The sequence below is a fragment of the Flammeovirga yaeyamensis genome, from assembly GCF_018736045.1.
Classification (GTDB): Bacteria; Bacteroidota; Bacteroidia; order Cytophagales; family Flammeovirgaceae; genus Flammeovirga; species Flammeovirga yaeyamensis.
Map to the genome: position 1 here is coordinate 1,793,907 of NZ_CP076133.1, position 19,827 is coordinate 1,813,733.

The following is a 19,827-nucleotide window of genomic DNA, read 5'->3' on the forward strand; positions in this document are numbered from 1 at the left end:
AACTACCTGATATTACTCACATATATTAAAAAGATCATGCTTATCATCTATATCAGTAATAATATCAGGTATAGATTTTAATTCTTCGCCTTTACAAAAATCATTAAATTTAATCCAAATATTATAATTTTGAGAAGTTTCATTCTTATCCACCCTAAATATACCTTGTGAATTACTTCCATTAATTAGTACATTCTCAATTGTAAAAGGGTTTGTTTGACTATTACTTGGTTGTATCCAAAAACAATAATCATAAATATCTTCTAAACGTGAATTTCTAAGAGTCACTGTTCTATGGAATGAATCATTTCTTTTATATGAATAAATTGCTGTTTTACAATTAATAAAGGTACAATCCTCAATTAAAAGTTCTAATTCGGCATTTACAATTTCAGGATTTTCAGCAATTGCTCTACTATTTGAATTTTTAAATATAATATTATTGATCACGAAATCACCCATACCTATTGCTAGTATTTGGTTATCTTCTGTAGCAATCATCTCTAAACCGTTTATAAATCTAGTTTTAGTATTTCTTGCATCTTCAGATCTGAGATAAATAAAATTTGAATTTTTATATACTGTAGAGTTATTCAGAAAGTCTCTATCTTCTACTTTTTCCAACAAATCCTCTCCAAAGCTTCCGTAGATATTTAAATAGCTAGAATTTGAATTTATACCCTCAGTTTCTTCGTAAACACCTTTTTTAATTAACATATCAATAGTATTAGTCTCCCCTGCAATATCCGATTCTGTATTTTCAATAGCCTTTATGATACTCGTAAACGCATTTTCCCAACTTGTCCCATCATTATTTCCAGTCGCCGCAACATCAACAAATACACCTCCATGTAAATCGTCTAACATTTTCACTTCGGTAGCTACTTCCTCACTCTCTTCTGAAACAATTTTTACAGCTGCTTTAATATCGTAAGCAACACCAATCTCCAAACCATGTCCTACCGCTACTAAAGTTGTTTCGTCTTTCATTTCTGCATCCATCCAAGTGTATGCATCGTCAGCATCAGTTGCTTTTTTGTAGTAGAAACCAAGTGCAAGATCGTCGTTAGGGTCGATATCAGAAGTGAATGTTCCTTCCATGTATAAACCACCTTGATTATTACTCACATCCTTAGTGCTAACGGAAAATGTATACGTTTTAAAATCTTCTTCTGATTCTGAAAGTACTTCATCACCGTATTTCACTGTTACTTTCGAAGTGTAGTTTGTTGCCATGTCTAAGCCTGGAACCACAATTTCTAATTCTTCTACATCTGAGTCGTATTCATTGGTTACTGTTTTTACGACAGTCTCTCCTGAAAGCACTTCTGTAACAATGGCAATTTTTGTGTTTTCTAAAATTCCTTCTAAAGCACCGTTTATTCTGAATGAAGTGAATCCTCCATCAGCTGCAAAATTTGTTTTTACTTCTTGAGTGCTCACTTTCTTTTTTCCAGTAGTGACTACGTCGTCTCCGCGTATCACAGAAAAATCGAATTGATATTCTTTTCCAGAAGTCAGTTGATCAACTTCTAAAGTATACTCCTGATTTTGTAAATCAGTAAATGTCTTTTCTGAAACCACTTCTTCTCCATCGTATAAAACGAACTTAGCAGAAGCCTCTAATGAATCTTCATAATTTGCAATACTACCTATTAACTCCAAAGAGGTATAACCAATCGTTGGATCTGAAGCAGATACTGTTACGCCGTCCATCCCATTTACAGGATCATCACCACCGTTAATTTCTTCTTCTGACTTATCGCATGATGTTGTCAGTAATAACAAGTAACCTAGTATGGCAACTAGCGTAGTTAGTTTGTTTTTCATCTTTGTAAAAATATATTTCAGTTTTAGCGAATCGATTGAGTACTTAACGCTATTTAAAAAATTAATGTCGTATTACGAAAAAAAGTATTTTGGTTTTATTTCGCAGTTCGAATGTAATATTTAATCAAATTATTAAAAAAATACAGACCATAATTTTTAATATTTCATCTCATTTTATTTGTAGTTCACAATAGAATCTACAAATAGTTCAATTTTAATATATTTTTGATATTTGATTTTCAACTCAGTACAACAGGGTAAAATTTAAACAAGCTATAACGTTATTAGCATCCATGACACTTATAGAATAAGGTAATATTGTATAATTTTTCATTAACATGTAAGTATTGTGATGTAAATTCTTGTAATAGTGATGTATTACAGAAGAGGGTGTTCATTTATTATCAAATAGCCTTGGAAATTAATAAACTTATAGAAAGTGCGAGGGATTGAAATCCCTCCTTGAGAATAGAAGTTGATGGAAAGGCTATAATACGTAAGTTAAACAGATTGGTAAATCATTTAAAATGTATTATTTCTTATCTTTACGAAAAGAATAAAATTGCATGAGAAAATTTCCGATTGGTTTATCAAATTTTAAAAGAGTAATACAGGACAATTACTATTATATCGATAAATCCCTATTTATTGAAGATGTAATTGAGAGTAATGCCATATCTATACTTATCCCACGTCCTAGACGTTTTGGCAAGACATTAAATATGTCGATGCTTCATGCATTCTTTGATGTAAAAAAGGAAAAAGAAAATAAATCTCTTTTTGAGAAACTAAAAATTAGGCAATCAGAAGCCTGGAAACATCAGGGGAAATATCCTGTTATTTATCTGTCCTTTAAAGACGTAAAAGAAAACAGTTTCAATGATGCTATCAAAAATATACATCATCTTTGTTTAGATTGGCTAAAAGAAAATGAATTCATATTTAATTCCGAAAAGCTTGGACAGTTTGATAAGCAATTCTTAAATAACCTTATTAAAAGCGATTGGAATAGTGTTAGTTTGAGTAGCTTTTTAAAAACTATATCCTCTATTCTTTATAATATATATGATCAAAAAGTAGTCATCTTAATCGATGAATACGATTCTTGTATTATCAAATCGTGGGAAGCAGGTTATTACCAAGATATGATCTCTTTTATGAGAGGCTTTCTTTCTGGGGGTTTTAAAGACAATGACTACCTTTATAAAGGTGTTATCACGGGTATTCTTCGCGTAGCTAAAGAAAGTATATTCTCGGGATTGAATAACCTTGTGGTAAGTACTGTTTTAGAAAACCAAAGTGCAGATAAATTTGGCTTGACGGAAGATGAAGTTAAAAATTTACTTCAAGAGGTAAATATCAGTGCCGCTTTCGATGATATAAAAAAATGGTACAACGGTTATAAAATTGGTCAACACACCGGTATGTATAACCCTTGGTCAATTTTAAACTTTGTCGACAAGCATGATGAAGGCTTTAAACCCTATTGGGTAAATACTTCTGCCAACGAATTGATAGAAGTTTTGCTTACTAATGCCAATGCTGATCTGGAAAAAAAGCTAACAGGTTTTATCGATGGACAAGTGATGGAATGTGAGATTGATGAAACTACTATTTTTCAAGATTTGGATAATGGTAAGCAAGAAACGGTGTTGGGATTGTTGCTTTTTAATGGGTATTTGACTGTTGATTCCAAAAAAGTAGATGATATATTCACTTCATATGGATTAAAAATTCCTAATAAGGAGGTGAGTATTGTGTATCAACAAATGCTAAAAAGATTACTCAATAAATCTGATAAAGTAAATACTAGTGAAATTTTAGATGCTCTTATAGATCAAAATGCCGATGCATTTGAATATTATTTATCTGAATACTTACTTAATGCATTCAGCTATCATGATTTTGATCAAAAGAGTTTCCCTGAACGTGTATACCATGCCTTTGTACTTGGCTTAATGGCTCATTTAATGAATAACTATATAGTTAAATCAAATCCTGAGTCTGGCTTAGGAAGAGCTGATTTAATTATTTACCCAAAAGATCAGAAAAATCCAAAGGGATGGATTTTAGAGTTTAAATCCAAAAAACCTTTTCATAAACAAACTTTGAAAGAAATTGCTCAAGAGGCTTTAAAACAAATTCATTCTTCAAAGTACATGACTACTCTAAAGGAAAATAACAAAACGGAACTTATGTTGGTGGGTGTTGCTTTTGATGGGAAAGAAGTAAGTTGTGTGACTGAGTTGGTTTCTTGATGGCTATTTGATGATAAATAGATATAAAAAAATCCCACAAGGCTTATGATCTTGTGGGATTTTGTGGTTATAAGTTGGAAGCTTATACTATATGGGAGTTCTGAGTGACGCCTATCGGCTTAACACTATTAATAGTGTAGACCTTAACAATCATTTTGAATTAAACAGAATGGAATTTATCTTAGCATCATAAAAACAAACTGATTTTTTTAGGTACTTCATTTTAAAAAGGATTGAAGTAAATACTTTTTGACTTTTAAGAAAACTAATTACTTCATGCCAGAATACGCTCAAAAAACTAAAGAAAGTTCCGGTTATAGCAATAAATCTTATTCATCAGGCTATCTTTTTGAAAAAAGAAAAGAGATCGATCCTAAAGATCCACCACCCATTTACATTTTTGTAGATTGCAATTTTAATAGAAGATTAGATAACGATATTTCCTTTACTTTTCATTACGACAAAGGGTATTTTATTGATGAAGACATTCTACGTCCATGTATTTTAAAGTTAAACTGGAATGATCCTTTTATCAAATATGAATTACAGCTTCCTAATAGTGTTTTTGAAAAGTTAAAGGACCGTTTAATAACTCATTTTAATGGCCTTAGTTTTATACATACATCCTCCTCAGTTGTTTCTATACCTTACAATAATAATGAAGCAGGAGGATATGATGCTTTTAATAAAGAAACTGTATTTTCGCAGACTCAAAACTCTAAAGGTCATTACATCAGTAACTCCAAATATTTAGTAAAAAGTTTAGACGAACTTTCCGTTGCATTAAATATCCAATCCCAGTTTTCAATGCAACTGGATCAGCATTATAAAAAGTATCAGAACAGTCTACCTAAAGCATTGAATTATGAAGAACTTGTAAAAAGAATGTATTCTGAAGTAAATACAGAATATAGAACAACAAAATATTTTCAAGCGAAAACTGATCTTTGGTTATTGAGTTTAAGTCCAAATGCTTTAGGTTCTTATATAAGAGGAGATATTATTCAAAGTACCTTTTCAGATCTTTATCACTTTTTCTGTGGTCCAGATGAGGATGAATTTTTCGATGTTCTTTCAAAAATCAATAACCACCCTCCTTCTATTGAAAAATTAGAATCTACTTTCAAAAGATTATACCCTGAAGAAAAAGGGATAAAAGAATGGTTGGTAAAGGAATTGCCCGAACACAGAAAAATATGGCTTCAATTTCTACCAAATATCAATAAAGGAGAATTGCCTTTGGATTATGATCTCATTGCAAAAAATATACTTCAAAATTATGAAGATTATAAAAATGCTTCTCATTATAAAATAGATCCCTCTAAAATTAAAACTCGTCTTGATGGATGGGAAGCCTACCACAGAATGCCTAAAATGCCTCAGGTAAGAAAAAAGGTAATGAATGGTATTCAAACCGAATTGGAAAAATTGGAAATGAATGCTGCTTCAGTAGAAACTCTCCTCAATAATGAAGCGTTTTACGATAAAAGCTTAATGGGTCTTTTGAAAGAAATGAAGATAGCTGATCAATTGGCATACCTATTACCTACTGTAAATCAGATCAGTTGGGTGGATATTGTCTATGTTGAAGATGTATCCTATTCCCTTGATGAAATTCTTCATAAGGAAAAGTCCTTTAAAAAGGAAGAAAATATACATATCCCTTATGCAAATGGGAACTTAATACGTTATCAGGACACGGGAGAATATGCCTATATGGTTTCGGAGGGTGATACTATTTCGGGTATATTAAAAAGGTTCAACATCAAAAAAGAGGATTTGATGTTATCGAATTGGTGGGACGGGTTTGCTGAAAATGGACAATACCTAATTGGTAATGATCACCACTGGCTTCAGGAAGGAGATATTCTTAGTCTTCCTCATTACTTTTTTCCTTTGAATGGTCAGACTTTCTATATCTATGACCGTTGGGGTGAAAAAGGAATAAAAGCACAAAAGCAACAGGGAGAATATAAAAGAATACCTGTTCACTGTACCGACTATCAAGAATTAAAACAACTGGTAAAGGATAAAATTGATGAGTTTGATGACAATACAAGGACCTACAATCTCACTCTGGACATTTCTCTAAGCATCACAGCCCAATTAACCGCATTCTTTTATATTGGCATTACTACGGGGGGAAATATTGAATTAGGTTCAGGCGATACCCGTAGTTTTGATGTGGCTTCCCAATGTTTTTTAAATGGTGATATTGGTGTAGGTAATAAAGCATTAGCCAATGCAGGAGCAAGTGGAGGTAGAAAACAATCATTCGATCTAGGGCATTTTAACTCCTTAAATGGAAGCTATTCTTCAGCTAATCATTTTTTAGCCTTTTTTGAAAGGTCGCTCTACAGTTTTATGAAAACATATGAGTTGGATGATGCTTTGAAAAAAAGTGGTTTGGATGACTTTTATTGGGAGAATGAAAGGAACAAAGAATATGGTGTTTGGGATGAACTAGCAAAAGGTTACACAAGAAAAGTCCGAGTTGCGAATCATGGTCAATTAGAAGCAGGGGTAGCAGGTGTGGGAAGTTTAAAAGCAGGAATGGAATATAAATACGCAGAGAGTTATGGAATGAAAGGTGTAACCACAATGGAAGACCTACTTATTGATGATGACTACGATCACATTCTTAAACAGGCCATCGAAGAGGATAAAACAATCACATCATATGTAGAAGCTACTATTGGGGATTACAAACTAAAATTCAATTTTACTGATGTACTATTCAGCACGAACCAAAGTAACCTCGGTAATTATATGAGTATAAGTCTCACCCTACCTGGTGATGATATGCTTGAACTATTGAAAGTAATCAAAAATGATTTAATGACATTGGGTATGGTTAAAGATGCCATTCCTGAGAAGAAAGAGTATTTTAGTAAAAGCAAGGTAGTTCAAGAGGCAAGAAAACAAAAAGAAATGCAGAGTACTCGCCTTGATAAAATCAATAAACAAAAAGAAGCTGCCAAGGAAAGTGGGGAGATGGTTGAACGTCTAAAAAAACAAGGTAAAAGCAGAAAAGAATGGCGTCCTTTTTTTACAAAACAACAAGCTGCTTTAAGAGAAATTAGAACTACAGAAATAAAATTAAAGAGAGACACATTAAAGAAAAAGATCAGTGATCTTTTCAAAAAACATCTAAAAGATGACTCCATTAAAAAACACCTAAAAAAACCTATTAGATCTGTTACAAAAGAGAGAAACCATGATCTAATCTTTGGAAAAGGAGTTGAAACTTATACTAGATTGGTAGCCAATTTTCAACAGAAAGAAGATGGGTACAAACTTCTTTATTTTAGAGCCATTGTAGGTGGATCTGCTAAAGCAACAATTGGGACAAGAAAAAGTTTTGCAGATCTAACGGGAAAAGTAACGGGAGAAGTAGAAGTAATGGAATTTTTAGGAACGAATACTATTAGCTATGCTTCTACTGTTAATAACGGAATCTTCAAAGAAGGTTTACAACGATTGAATCAGTCAGAAAAAGCTTATTTTAATGCATTTGTTCAGAATGCCCTACAAGAACTAAAAAGCAAAGGTTTGGAAGAAGTGTTCTCCCGAATATCACCTAATAATATAAAACGTTTAAAGGAGTATACTAATGCATTAAGTAGTCGCTATGAACGTCAGAAAAATTTATTTCCTGATAAAACACTAGAAGATTTTTATCAGGGAGGTTGGAGTGAAGAAAAGAAACAATTCAGTAGCCTAATCTCTAATATTATGAATGAATTGGAAGAAGGAGAAAACTACATGACACCAATAAATTTGAATGACTTTTCTAAAGATCAAGTAGTTCTTCTGAGTTGTATAAAAACTCATCTGATGAAAAATGTCGAAAGTTTAAGGTATCAACCACCAATCACCTCTTCAGAACTTTTTCAAACATACGGTAGTAACGATCCAAGGTTTATAGCAATCAGAGACAAGATATTAAGAGAAGAAAAGGCAAGCAAGCAATGGTCGATATATAAAAACACTAGAGGAGTTGACCACTTTTCAGGAGAGAAAGATGAAAAAGCCTCTGAAATGAATGCCATTGCATTAAACTTTGGGAATAAAGTGAAAGATGCAGTTATAGCTTATGCTGCTGTCTTAAAGAAAAATAAAATATTACCGGAACAAGCCAAGTGGTCCGAATGTCCAATAGATGATCTTTCACCACAGCAAGCTGATTTGTATTTAGGAAAAATTGAACATATTGTTAGGTTTTTGCATAGGTCAGGTTCTAAGCTTGAAGAAAAAAGTATGAACACATTTGAAGAGAAAAACATTTCAGAGTTTATGAAGAATCTTTTAATAAAAAACGAAGAAGAAGAAATAGATCTACTTACATTATTTGAGAAAGATATCTTATATCCATTAATGTTAGAAAATATAGTATATGGAAAACAAGTATATAAACCTTATTAAAAGCTTAATAATAATAGTATTATTTAATAGTTGCACAGATTATAAAAGTATGGAAGAAAAAGAAGCCATTCAGTCATTGAAGGATAGAAATTTTGAAGATTTTGGCTATACTTTAGATAAGTCAAAAGAGTACGTAATAAAGATAAGAATCGAAAATGCTTCTGACCTTATAGAATTTCCAGAAGAACTTTTAGCATTTAAAAAATTAGAACATATCACAATAAGAAATTGTAATGTGGCGGCGATTCCTGAGTTTATTGTTGAGTTTAGTAATCTACAGCAATTAGAGTTAAAGGGAAATCCAATTAAAGAAATACCTGAATATATTACACAGTGCAGAAAATTATACTTACTTGATATTCAGAATACTGAAATATCTATCTTACCTGAATATTTAACTAAATTACCATTACAAGGAATTCGTTTAAAGGGATCAAAAATAAACGGATTCCCGTCTATTTTATATGAATTTGATTCGCTAAAGGCTTTAACCTTAAGTGAATTAAAGGAGCTACCTTCTGATATTGGCAAAATTAAACTTGAAATTCTGTATGCATCCCTCAAAAGTTTTAAATATTTAGATGACCTTGAAAATCTTAATATTTTAGATCTAAAGAACAGCACTGCAAAATATCTTCCTGAAAACTTTGGCAACCTCCAAAAACTAGAACACCTCAATCTAGAGAACTGTAAAAACCTGGTGAAGCTCCCACATTCAATTGGTAATATTAAAATGTTTTGGGGTATCACTTTAAGCGGATGCAGTCGATTAACCGCCCTTCCAAGTAGTATGAATAAAGTACATATAGGAGCTTTAGATTTAGATCTTTGTTATAATCTGAGGAGTGTTCCCAAGGGAATGATGGTAGGGGCAATTACTGCAAGGGAGACAAAATGGAAATCGATTCCTTCAGGTATATTTTACAGTACTTGCCATAATTTAGATGTCACCGACCACCAAATTACTGACATTACAGGAATCGGTAACATGTATAATCTTAATATTTTGAATTTATCACGAGGGAACATCAAAAAGATTCCAGACGATATTGGTCGTTTAAAAGAACTTTCTATGCTTATCATAGAGCATAACGATATAAAGGTTATTCCTAGGGTATTAGATAATTGTCCAAAATTGAAGTCGGTGAGGCTGTATGGGAATCCGGTGTATGATATGAAGGAGTTGGAGGTGTTGAATTAATAAGTAATACAGCATACTCATTATAGGTTAATTTTCAGTAGTAATCAGTAGATATAACAAATCCAACAAGGCATATGTTATTGTAGGATTTTTTGGTTATAAGTTACAAACTTATACTATTTATATGTTCTGAGTGACGCCTATCGGCTTAACACTCAGAACAGTGAAAGAAGCAATTCAGTAGCCTAATCTCTAGTATTATGAATGAATTGGAGGAAGGAGAAAACTACATGACTCCAATAAATTTAAGTGACTTTTCTAAAGGTCAAATACGACTTCTAAGTTGCATAAAATCTCATCTGATGAAAAATGTCGAAAGTTTAAGGTATCAACCACCAATCACCTCTTCAGAACTTTTTCAAACATACGGTAGTAACGATCCAAGGTTTATAGCAATCAGAGATAAGATCTTAGGAGAAGAAAAGGCAAGCAGTCAATGGTCGACATATAAAAACACCAGAGGAGTTGATCGCTTTTCAGGAGAGAAAGATGAAAAAGCTTCTGAAATGAATGCCATTGCATTAAACTTTGGGAATAAAGTGAAAGATGCAGTGAAAGCGTATGCTCCAAAAGTTGAACATGCTCGTGATGCCAAGTGGTCCGAATGTCTAATAGATGATCTTTCACCACAGCAAGCTGATTTGTATTTAGGGAAAATCAAAGATATTGTTACTTTTTTGCAGAGGACAGAAAAACTAGAAAGTAAAGGTATTTAATTAACTCCTGACGAAGATAATAACCTATCAGAGTTTATGAAAAGTCTTTTACTAAAGAAAAAGATTAAATCTGATAAATACTTATCAAAATTTGAGAAAGATGTTTTATATCCATTAATGTTAGAAAATATAGTTTATGGGAAACAAGTATATAAACCTTATTAGTACAGTGCTGATGTTAATAGCATTTACAAAGTGTACAAATTATAAAACTATGAATGAAGAAAAAGTAATAAAACAATTATATAAAAAGTACTACCCTAATGAATCTAGTGTATCTAAAGTACGATACGACATGGATGATAATGAAGATTTTGTGACATCAGTAACAATAGAAAACGCCTCTAACCTCACAGAATTTCCTGAAGAGCTTTTAGCATTTAAAAAGATAGAGCAGATCACAATAAGAGACTGTAACATAGAAGAGATTCCAGAGTTTATTACAGCATTTGATTCATTAAAAATACTTACGGTAGCTGGCAATCCAGTCAAAGAAATTCCGGAGTTTATTGTGAATTGTAAAAATCTAAAACAATTAGATGTTGAAAATACTGAAGTAAGTGTTTTACCTGATTTCTTGGAAGAACTAGATTTGATAGGTCTCCATTTAAAAGGTTCTAAAATAACAGGTTTTCCAACAGTCTTATACAAATTTAAAGATTTGAGAATTTTAACTATATCAAATAATGAACTCCCTTCAGATATTGGATCTTTTAAATTAACCGTTCTTTATGCAGAATTGAAGAGCTTTAAATATATAGATCAACTTGAAAATCTTGCTATACTTGACCTATCAAACAGCACTGCAAAATATCTTCCTGAAAACTTCGGCAACCTTCAAAAATTGGAGCAGCTTAATCTTGAAAATTGTAAAAACCTTGTAAAGCTCCCCAATTCAATTGGCAATATTAAAAGGTTTTGGGGATTGGGTTTAAGTGGATGTAGTCGATTAACCGCTCTTCCAAGTAGTATGAACAAAATAGATATTGGAGCATTACATTTAAGTCGCTGTTATAATTTAAAAAGTGTTCCTAAAGGAATGTTAGTGGGAGGAATAACCGCAAGGGAAACAAAATGGAAAGCGATGCCTTCCGGTATATTTTACAGTACTTGCCATAATTTAGATGTCACCGACCATCAAATCACCGACATTACAGGAATCGGTAATATGTATAATCTTAATTTTTTGAATTTATCACGAGGGAACATCAAAAAGATTCCAGACGATATTGGTCGTTTAAAAGAACTTTCTATGCTTATCATGGAGCATAACGATATAAAGGTTATTCCTAGAGCATTAGATAATTGTCCAAAATTGAAGTCGGTGAGGTTGTATGGGAATCCGGTGTATGATATGAAGGAATTGGAGGTGTTGAATTAATAAGTAATACAGCATACTCATCTTAGATTAGAATCTTCTCCATTAATTTTCACTAAAGCTTCATCGACCTCAACCAAAACAGAATCTCCATTTTCTAAACGATATAAATTTAATCCCAATGTGGTTCCATTACTGTCAGCATCAACAAAAATAGTATTTATACTAAACTCGTTTGTTTCTTGAGAATTACTACAATAAAAATCCTTAAACTGACTATCTAAAATTGATTTTTGAGTAACTTCAAATCGCACAGTATCTTCTGAAATACCACTGTTTTCGTCATATGCTTTTACTCTAAGATCAACCGTTCTAGTATCGTTATCGTTAGTGAAATCTCCATCTCTCCACATGTTGATTGGAGAAATAATATTGTCTATTTCTGTAGTAGGCCAATATTCAAAAACATTCACTTTAGCATTGTCATCAATATTTGTGTTCAAACCGAAGTTTTTAGCTGAATATCCGAATAAATACCAATCATTTTCTAATTCAACATCTGCTACATCAGATAGATAAATACTTCTTTTCGGAACATTTATACTTTGATCTGAAGTATTATACGTTCTATAAGCGAGTACTAATTCTCCCAAATATGGATTACTTATATTATCTGTAATCGCACTATAAGGAATCTCGATATAAACTTTATCAGTATTATTTAAATTTTCATCTTCATATCTAAATAACAATGTACCATATTCATCATTTTCATAGACCTCTAATACATTTGCTCTAAAATTCTCCTCATTACTTAACACCTCAACAATTAAATTATCTGTTGGACCAGGTATTTGTACGAGCCATTTTGAGAAAGGATTATGAGGATAAGCGACATTGAAATTTGCTGGAATATCAAATCTAATTTCTGGCCCTAGGATATTTTTTTCTTCAACAATATTGCCTGATCCATCTTCGATAATTAAATCGTAGTTCAGTCTAGACCCACTTTGAAATTTTGTGTCGTCGATGGTTATTTTAAAAGTTAATATATTATCACTTACACTAACTACTGTTGTACTCACATTGCCATCAGATTCATCAACACCAAGTACTCTAATTTGAATATTATCTTTTAATGAAGAAGCTATATAGGGGGCTGTTATAGTTACATCTCCATTTTTTAATTCTCCATTAAGATCTACAGGAATTTCATTTTGCTTATATTCAATAGATTCTATCGTTATTGAAGGATCAAAAGAGGAGAAATAATAATTTTCAGAAGAAGATGATAAATCTAACCTCCCACTTGAGTTATTTGCAATATCTTTTGCTTCAATTCCTACAATAGTAAAATAAGTTGGATACTTATTTGGATTAGACAACCCTTCGTTCGGGTTAAATTTGAAAGTAAGCTGATTTAAATTACTATTATCTTTGGTGAAGTTATCTAAAGCAATAGATAGTTCTTGTTCATTAGTATTTGATCCATCTACAATTACTCTCTTAACTTTAAGACTTGTTTCGTTTTTATTTAAATCAAATTCGTTCAAATTCAACGTTACAATTGCTTCCGAATCAGATTGCAACCAAGTTAAGTCTTCTGTACTCCATTCTGGAGATAATACTTCAGTATTTGAAACAAGTAGGGCTGGATTTGCTGGTAAGCTTGGCTTCGTGTTATCTATAACATGATAATCCGTCCAAGTGGCATTTAATCTTGGATCAGAAGTATTATATAGGTTAACAAAAGATTTAATTACTTCTCCCTCATTGAATAGATTTAGAATATCTGTATCCAAGGTTAAGATAATTCTATTATTATCTGTATTAATATTAACCTCACTATCTGTTGGATACAAGACCTTTTTTACTTCATTAGCTTCATTAAATAAAACTATCTCTGAAAAATTTTCATGAATAACTTGTTCTTGCCCATCAACACCGTCTTCAAAAGCAAACTTATATTTTAGTTGAGAACCTTGTTTAAGATAATTATTAGTTTTTTGATGATGTACACTCGCTATGTAAAAATCATTTTCTGTAAGTGTGATTATTGGATTCCTTTGGCTTTGTCCATCAGGTACTTGTGCATACCCTAAATTTCCAGCTAAATCCGTATGTTCGATATACATATCTAGATTTTTATAACCCCTAAAGAAACTGCCATCAGAATTTGGTGCTCCAAAAGTTAAAGTGTAATGATTATTATCACTATCAAATTCAAGATCTCCTATTTGAGGTAAACTAAATATACCTACAGAACTATTACTAAATACTAATTCGTGTTCTTGACCCATATCAATTGTAGGGTCGTCAATGTTTACTGAAATAATTACCTCTGTTGCTGATTTGGCAACTTTCATATCTGATAAAGATACTATCGGTTGTGTAAAATCAAAGAATACGTCAATTTTTTTTTCGTCTGTTAATGTATAATTTAATTGTTTAGTTGTTGTTCTATATTCACCAAGAATTAAATCCCATTCATATGTTATTTCATCGTAAGTTATTTCTAAATCTATTGAATTAATAGTTTCGTCAGAAATCTTTGATGTAAACTTAGATTTTGGAATAGTTATCTCAGTTGGTTTATTAACCGAATTATAATTATCCTTAGTTAAGATTAATTCATTACCATTGAAATATATTTTTGAAGTATTATAATCATATTCAATATATTTTAGATCACCTACTTCCCCTTCATTTTGATGTTCTACACCAGTAAGTGTAAATTTAATATTTTGTTCATTTACCGAAAAAATCAAATAATCTTCATCACCAATAGTTATGGTATTAAAATTATTATTTTTTAAAACTATAGAGCCAATTTCTCGGTCATAATTATTTCCTAAAGAAAAATTCAAAAAACAAAAAGTACTAATAAACTATATCACGGTTTATTTTGCATAAGTTCTAAACTTGACTCTTAAATTATGTAATCCTACACCTATTTTCATTAAAATGTCATGGATATTAGATATTTTGAGACGTGTCTTTTGATTTAATATTTTGAGTCTTTTCACTCCAGAAAAGGCATGTTCAACTCTAATTCTCAAGCTTGATATTCCCTTATTTATCTGTGTTTGTAAATAAGATAATTTTTTATTCTTAGAGTTTTTATATGGCATGATAATATTTTCACTATTCTTGTCTGCACCTAAAAAACCTAAATCAACAAGAATATTAATGGAAGATTCTTTAATCACCAGATCATCCCATATACTTTTATCATGAACACTTCCTTCATAAGTGTTGCTAATGAAGTGAATAAAACCCGTATGATCTGAAAAAGCTAAATTCTTAACTGTATGCATCTTCTTTTTTCCACTGTAATATTCTTTTTGAACATCATAATCTATACTTCTAGCAACTTGTCTTTCAGTGACATCACATAATATATAATCTAAATTTTCAGGAATATCAAAAGAATCAATCGCATGAAAAGTTAAAGAACATTTTTTTAAAGAATTCAATAAAACAGGTAACAGAAATGCGATCCATTCACTTACTTTTGATTGACTCATATTAAAATGTGATCCCATAAAACGTTGACTTGGATGCTCTTTTAAGTAAATCAAAATAAATTCTAGTTTAATTGAACTACCGTATAAACTTGATAGTTTTGATTCATTAAATTTCGGATATGACCTTCTTTTCCCCTTCAAAGTGAAGTGTAATATCTTATCTTCAACTTGTTTGGAAAATTCTGTCAATAAAAAATCAAACTCTGCTTGAGTTAATGAGGTTAATGGATTAAGTTTGTTCAAGATGGCTTAGTTGTAATAGGTTTGTTTTGATTGGCGTCTTACAAAACTAATACATTAAGCCATTTTTAATTCATATAATATTAACCGTGATAAAGTCTAATAATAAAGAATATAGAAAGTTTCATAATTGTTCAATTAATTATTACATGTTTCTATAATATCTTTCAAATGGTTACCATCAAAAAGAATATCGTTATCCAATAGAATACCAGTTTTACAAACTCCCTCTTTGATATCCAGATAATTACTAATGTCACCTAAAACAACATCCCCTGAAGGATGAACCCAAATGTACTCTTTACTCTTTGAAGTTATTACATTATCAAATCTCACGTTAGATAATGTAAGTTTAGAATTATAATATTCGGTCACAGAAAAATCAATTGGGCTATGAGTAAAATAATTACTTATCAACATTTTAAAATTGCAATTCTTCAATATTGTTGATATTCCTCTAATCCTCATAAAAGAGTATCCTTTCTCTTTATCATAAATAAAATTACAATTTTCAATTTCAAGTGGTATAGAATAATTTGTTATACCATCTGTTACACCACCAATAATATTTTCACTATCATCAAAACCATAAAAATTGCAATTCTTAATTTTAATCCCACCTGATACAAAGGCAACCAATGTTTCTTTAAAAGAAAAACCATCTATGATTAAATTATCACTACTTAAAGACCTAGCAATAACTTGATTAGCTGCTATAAAAGTTGAAGAATTTCCTTCTATATCCCTCTCCTCAATTTTCTCAATTTTTCCTCCTGAATAAGAACCAATTATAAAAATATTCTTCTCAAATGTTAGCGTTTCTTCATACTCTCCTTTTTTAAATAAAATTTCAACAGTTGCTCCATTATTGATTTCAGAAAGTGTATTTGCTGCATCTGCAGCATCTTGAGGTTTAGTAAACGCATTCTCCCAGCTACTACCATCTCCAGTTCCAGTCGCCGCAACATCAACAAATACACCACCATGTAAATCATCTAATGTTTTCACCTCAGTCGCTACTTCCTCTGATTCTTCTGAAACAACTTTTACAGCTGCTTTTACATTGTAAGCTACACCAATATCTAAACCGTGTCCTACCGCTACTAAAGTAGTTTCATCTTTCATTTCTGCATCCATCCAAGTGTATGCATCGTCAGCATCAGTTGCTTTTTTGTAGTAGAAACCTAGTGCAAGATCGTCGTTAGGGTCGATATCAGAAGTGAATGTTCCTTCCATGTATAAACCACCTTGATTATTGCTTACATCTTTAGTGCTAACGGAAAAGGTATACGTTTCGAAGTCTTCTTCTGATTCTGAAAGTAGTTCATCACCGTACTTCACTGTTACTTTCGAAGAGTAGTTTGTTGCCATGTCTAAGCCAGGAACCACAATTTCTAATTCTTCTACATCTGAATCGTATTCATTGGTTACTGTTTTTACGACAGTCTCTCCTGAAAGTACTTCTGTAACAATGGCAATTTTGGTATTTTCTAAAATTCCTTCTAAAGCACCGTTTATTCTGAATGAAGTAAATCCTCCATCAGCAGCAAAATTTGTTTTTACTTCTTGAGTACTCACTTTCTTTTTTCCTGTAGTGACTACGTCTTCTCCGCGTATCACAGAAAAATCGAATTGGTATTCTTTTCCAGAAGTCAGTTGATCAACTTCTAAAGTATACTCCTGATTTTGTAAATCAGTAAATGTCTTTTCTGAAACCACTTCTTCTCCATCGTATAAAACGAACTTTGCAGAAGCCTCTAATGAATCTTCATAATTGGCAATACTACCTATTAACTCCAAAGAGGTATAACCTATCGTTGGATCTGAAGCAGATACTGTTACGCCGTCCATCCCATTTACAGGATCATCACCACCGTTAATTTCTTCTTCTGACTTATCGCATGATGTTGTCAGTAATAACAAGTAACCTAGTATGGCAACTAGCGTAGTTAGTTTGTTTTTCATCTTTGTAAAAATATATTTCAGTTTTAGCGAATCGATTGAGTACTTAACGGTATTTAAAAAATTAATGTCGTATTACGAAAAAAAGTATTTTGGTTTTATTTCGCAGTTCGAATGTAATATTTAATCAAATTATTAAAAAAATACAGACCATAATTTTTAATATTTCATCTCATTTTATTTGTAGTTCACAATAGAATCTACAAATAGTTCAATTTTAATATATTTTTGATATTTGATTTTCAACTCAGTACAACAGGGTGAAATTTAAACAAGCTATAACGTTATTAGCATCCATGACACTTATAGAATAAGGTAATATTGTATAATTTTTCATTAACATGTAAGTATTGTGATGTAAATTCTTGTAATAGTGATGTATTGTAGAAGGGGGTGTTCATTTATTTTCAAATAGCATTGGAAATTTAATAGACATATAGGAAGTGCGAGGGATTGAAATCCCACCTTGAGAATAGAAGTTGATGGAAAGGCTATAATAAGTAAGTTAAACAGATTAGTAAATCATTTAAAATGTATTATTTCTTATCTTTACGAAAAGAATAAAATTGCATGAGAAAATTTCCGATTGGTTTATCAAATTTTAAAAGAGTAATACAGGACAATTACTATTATATCGATAAATCCCTATTTATTGAAGATGTAATTGAGAGTAATGCCATATCTATACTTATCCCACGTCCTAGACGTTTTGGCAAGACATTAAATATGTCGATGCTTCATGCATTCTTTGATGTAAAAAAGGAAAAAGAAAATAAATCTCTTTTTGAGAAACTAAAAATTAGGCAATCAGAAGCCTGGAAACATCAGGGGAAATATCCTGTTATTTATCTGTCCTTTAAAGACGTAAAAGAAAACAGTTTCAATGATGCTATCAAAAATATACATCATCTTTGTTTAGATTGGCTAAAAGAAAATGAATTCATATTTAATTCCGAAAAGCTTGGACAGTTTGATAAGCAATTCTTAAATAACCTTATTAAAAGCGATTGGAATAGTGTTAGTTTGAGTAGCTTTTTAAAAACTATATCCTCTATTCTTTATAATATATATGATCAAAAAGTAGTCATCTTAATCGATGAATACGATTCTTGTATTATCAAATCGTGGGAAGCAGGTTATTACCAAGATATGATCTCTTTTATGAGAGGCTTTCTTTCTGGGGGTTTTAAAGACAATGACTACCTTTATAAAGGTGTTATCACGGGTATTCTTCGCGTAGCTAAAGAAAGTATATTCTCGGGATTGAATAACCTTGTGGTAAGTACTGTTTTAGAAAACCAAAGTGCAGATAAATTTGGCTTGACGGAAGATGAAGTTAAAAATTTACTTCAAGAGGTAAATATCAGTGCCGCTTTCGATGATATAAAAAAATGGTACAACGGTTATAAAATTGGTCAACACACCGGTATGTATAACCCTTGGTCAATTTTAAACTTTGTCGACAAGCATGATGAAGGCTTTAAACCCTATTGGGTAAATACTTCTGCCAACGAATTGATAGAAGTTTTGCTTACTAATGCCAATGCTGATCTGGAAAAAAAGCTAACAGGTTTTATCGATGGACAAGTGATGGAATGTGAGATTGATGAAACTACTATTTTTCAAGATTTGGATAATGGTAAGGAAAAAACAGTTTTGGGCTTACTTCTTTTCAACGGTTACTTAACCACTGAATATACAAATAGAATTGAGGATCGAGTTTTGTATGGATTAAAAATCCCTAATGTGGAAGTGAATTCTGTATACAAACAGATGCTAGAACGCTTACTTTCTAAATCCACTGAGGTAAGTGAAAGTACAATTCTATCTGCACTACTTGAACAAGATGCTAAAGAATTTGAATATGCACTATCGGAATATATGCTCACTTCTTTTAGTTTCCATGATGTACAACATAAAGGTTCTCTTCCTGAGAAAGTTTATCACGCTTTTATTTTAGGATTAATGGCACATTTGTCCACAAGATTTATTGTAAAATCAAATCCAGAAACTGGACTAGGAAGAGCAGATTTAATGATATACCCTAAAGATAACAACGACCCTAGAGGTTGGGTATTAGAGTTTAAAAAATTAAAAAGAAGTTCTCCTCCTATAAATGAATTAGCTCAAGAAGCAATGCAACAAATTCATTCATCAAAGTATATTACTACTCTGAAAGAAAATAACAAAACCGAACTTATGTTGGTGGGTGTTGCTTTTGATGGGAAAGAAGTGAGTTGTGTGACTGAGTTGGTTTCTTGATTGTTATTTGATAATCAACTGATATAAAAAAATCCCACAAGGCATATGATCTTGTGGGATTTTGTGGTTATAAGTTTAAAACTTATAC

Annotated in this window: 11 protein-coding genes; 7 read left to right on the top strand and 4 right to left on the bottom strand. The window is 31.5% G+C overall.

Annotated features, from left to right (window positions below):
- Positions 1–12: 12 nt before the first annotated feature.
- On the bottom strand, positions 13–1,830 hold the full coding sequence (locus KMW28_RS26840; RefSeq protein WP_183364040.1) for a hypothetical protein: 1,818 nt from the start codon (positions 1,828–1,830) through the stop codon (positions 13–15).
- A 566-nt stretch (positions 1,831–2,396) separates the two neighbouring features.
- Here KMW28_RS26840 and KMW28_RS26845 point away from each other — a divergent pair.
- The 6 genes from KMW28_RS26845 (at position 2,397) to KMW28_RS26865 (ending at position 11,811) form a co-directional block, all read left to right on the top strand.
- The gene (locus tag KMW28_RS26845; RefSeq protein WP_215585915.1) at positions 2,397–4,088 is read left to right on the top strand and encodes an AAA family ATPase; all 1,692 of its coding nucleotides are present in this window, start codon (positions 2,397–2,399) and stop codon (positions 4,086–4,088) included.
- Between the two features lie 276 nt (positions 4,089–4,364).
- Positions 4,365–8,513, top strand: coding sequence for a hypothetical protein (locus KMW28_RS26850; protein WP_169667283.1), 4,149 nt, complete (start codon positions 4,365–4,367; stop codon positions 8,511–8,513).
- A 49-nt stretch (positions 8,514–8,562) separates the two neighbouring features.
- Positions 8,563–9,714 (top strand): leucine-rich repeat domain-containing protein, encoded by a 1,152-nt coding sequence (locus KMW28_RS26855; RefSeq protein WP_169667281.1) that lies wholly within the window; start codon positions 8,563–8,565, stop codon positions 9,712–9,714.
- A 200-nt stretch (positions 9,715–9,914) separates the two neighbouring features.
- On the top strand, positions 9,915–10,430 hold the full coding sequence (locus tag KMW28_RS26860; RefSeq protein WP_169667279.1) for a hypothetical protein: 516 nt from the start codon (positions 9,915–9,917) through the stop codon (positions 10,428–10,430).
- 36 nt (positions 10,431–10,466) lie between these two features.
- The gene (locus KMW28_RS28630; protein ID WP_262899390.1) at positions 10,467–10,595 is read left to right on the top strand and encodes a hypothetical protein; all 129 of its coding nucleotides are present in this window, start codon (positions 10,467–10,469) and stop codon (positions 10,593–10,595) included.
- A gap of 49 nt (positions 10,596–10,644) precedes the next feature.
- Entirely contained in the window at positions 10,645–11,811 is a 1,167-nt protein-coding gene (locus tag KMW28_RS26865; RefSeq protein WP_169667277.1) for a leucine-rich repeat domain-containing protein, read from the top strand.
- A 17-nt stretch (positions 11,812–11,828) separates the two neighbouring features.
- Here the strand turns inward: KMW28_RS26865 and KMW28_RS26870 are convergent, their stop codons facing one another.
- The 3 genes from KMW28_RS26870 to KMW28_RS26880 all read right to left on the bottom strand — a co-directional run bounded on the left by KMW28_RS26870 (position 11,829) and on the right by KMW28_RS26880 (position 17,480).
- Positions 11,829–14,615 (bottom strand): hypothetical protein, encoded by a 2,787-nt coding sequence (locus KMW28_RS26870; RefSeq protein ID WP_169667275.1) that lies wholly within the window; start codon positions 14,613–14,615, stop codon positions 11,829–11,831.
- A gap of 33 nt (positions 14,616–14,648) precedes the next feature.
- Positions 14,649–15,518, bottom strand: coding sequence for a transposase family protein (locus KMW28_RS26875; RefSeq protein ID WP_169667272.1), 870 nt, complete (start codon positions 15,516–15,518; stop codon positions 14,649–14,651).
- Positions 15,519–15,653: 135 nt separating this feature from the next.
- On the bottom strand, positions 15,654–17,480 hold the full coding sequence (locus KMW28_RS26880; protein WP_215585918.1) for a hypothetical protein: 1,827 nt from the start codon (positions 17,478–17,480) through the stop codon (positions 15,654–15,656).
- A gap of 567 nt (positions 17,481–18,047) precedes the next feature.
- On the opposite strand from KMW28_RS26880, the gene KMW28_RS26885 reads away from it, so the two are divergent.
- Positions 18,048–19,739: an AAA family ATPase gene (locus KMW28_RS26885; protein ID WP_215585920.1), complete on the top strand. Its 1,692-nt coding sequence runs from the start codon at positions 18,048–18,050 to the stop codon at positions 19,737–19,739.
- The last annotated feature ends 88 nt before the right edge of the window (positions 19,740–19,827 follow it).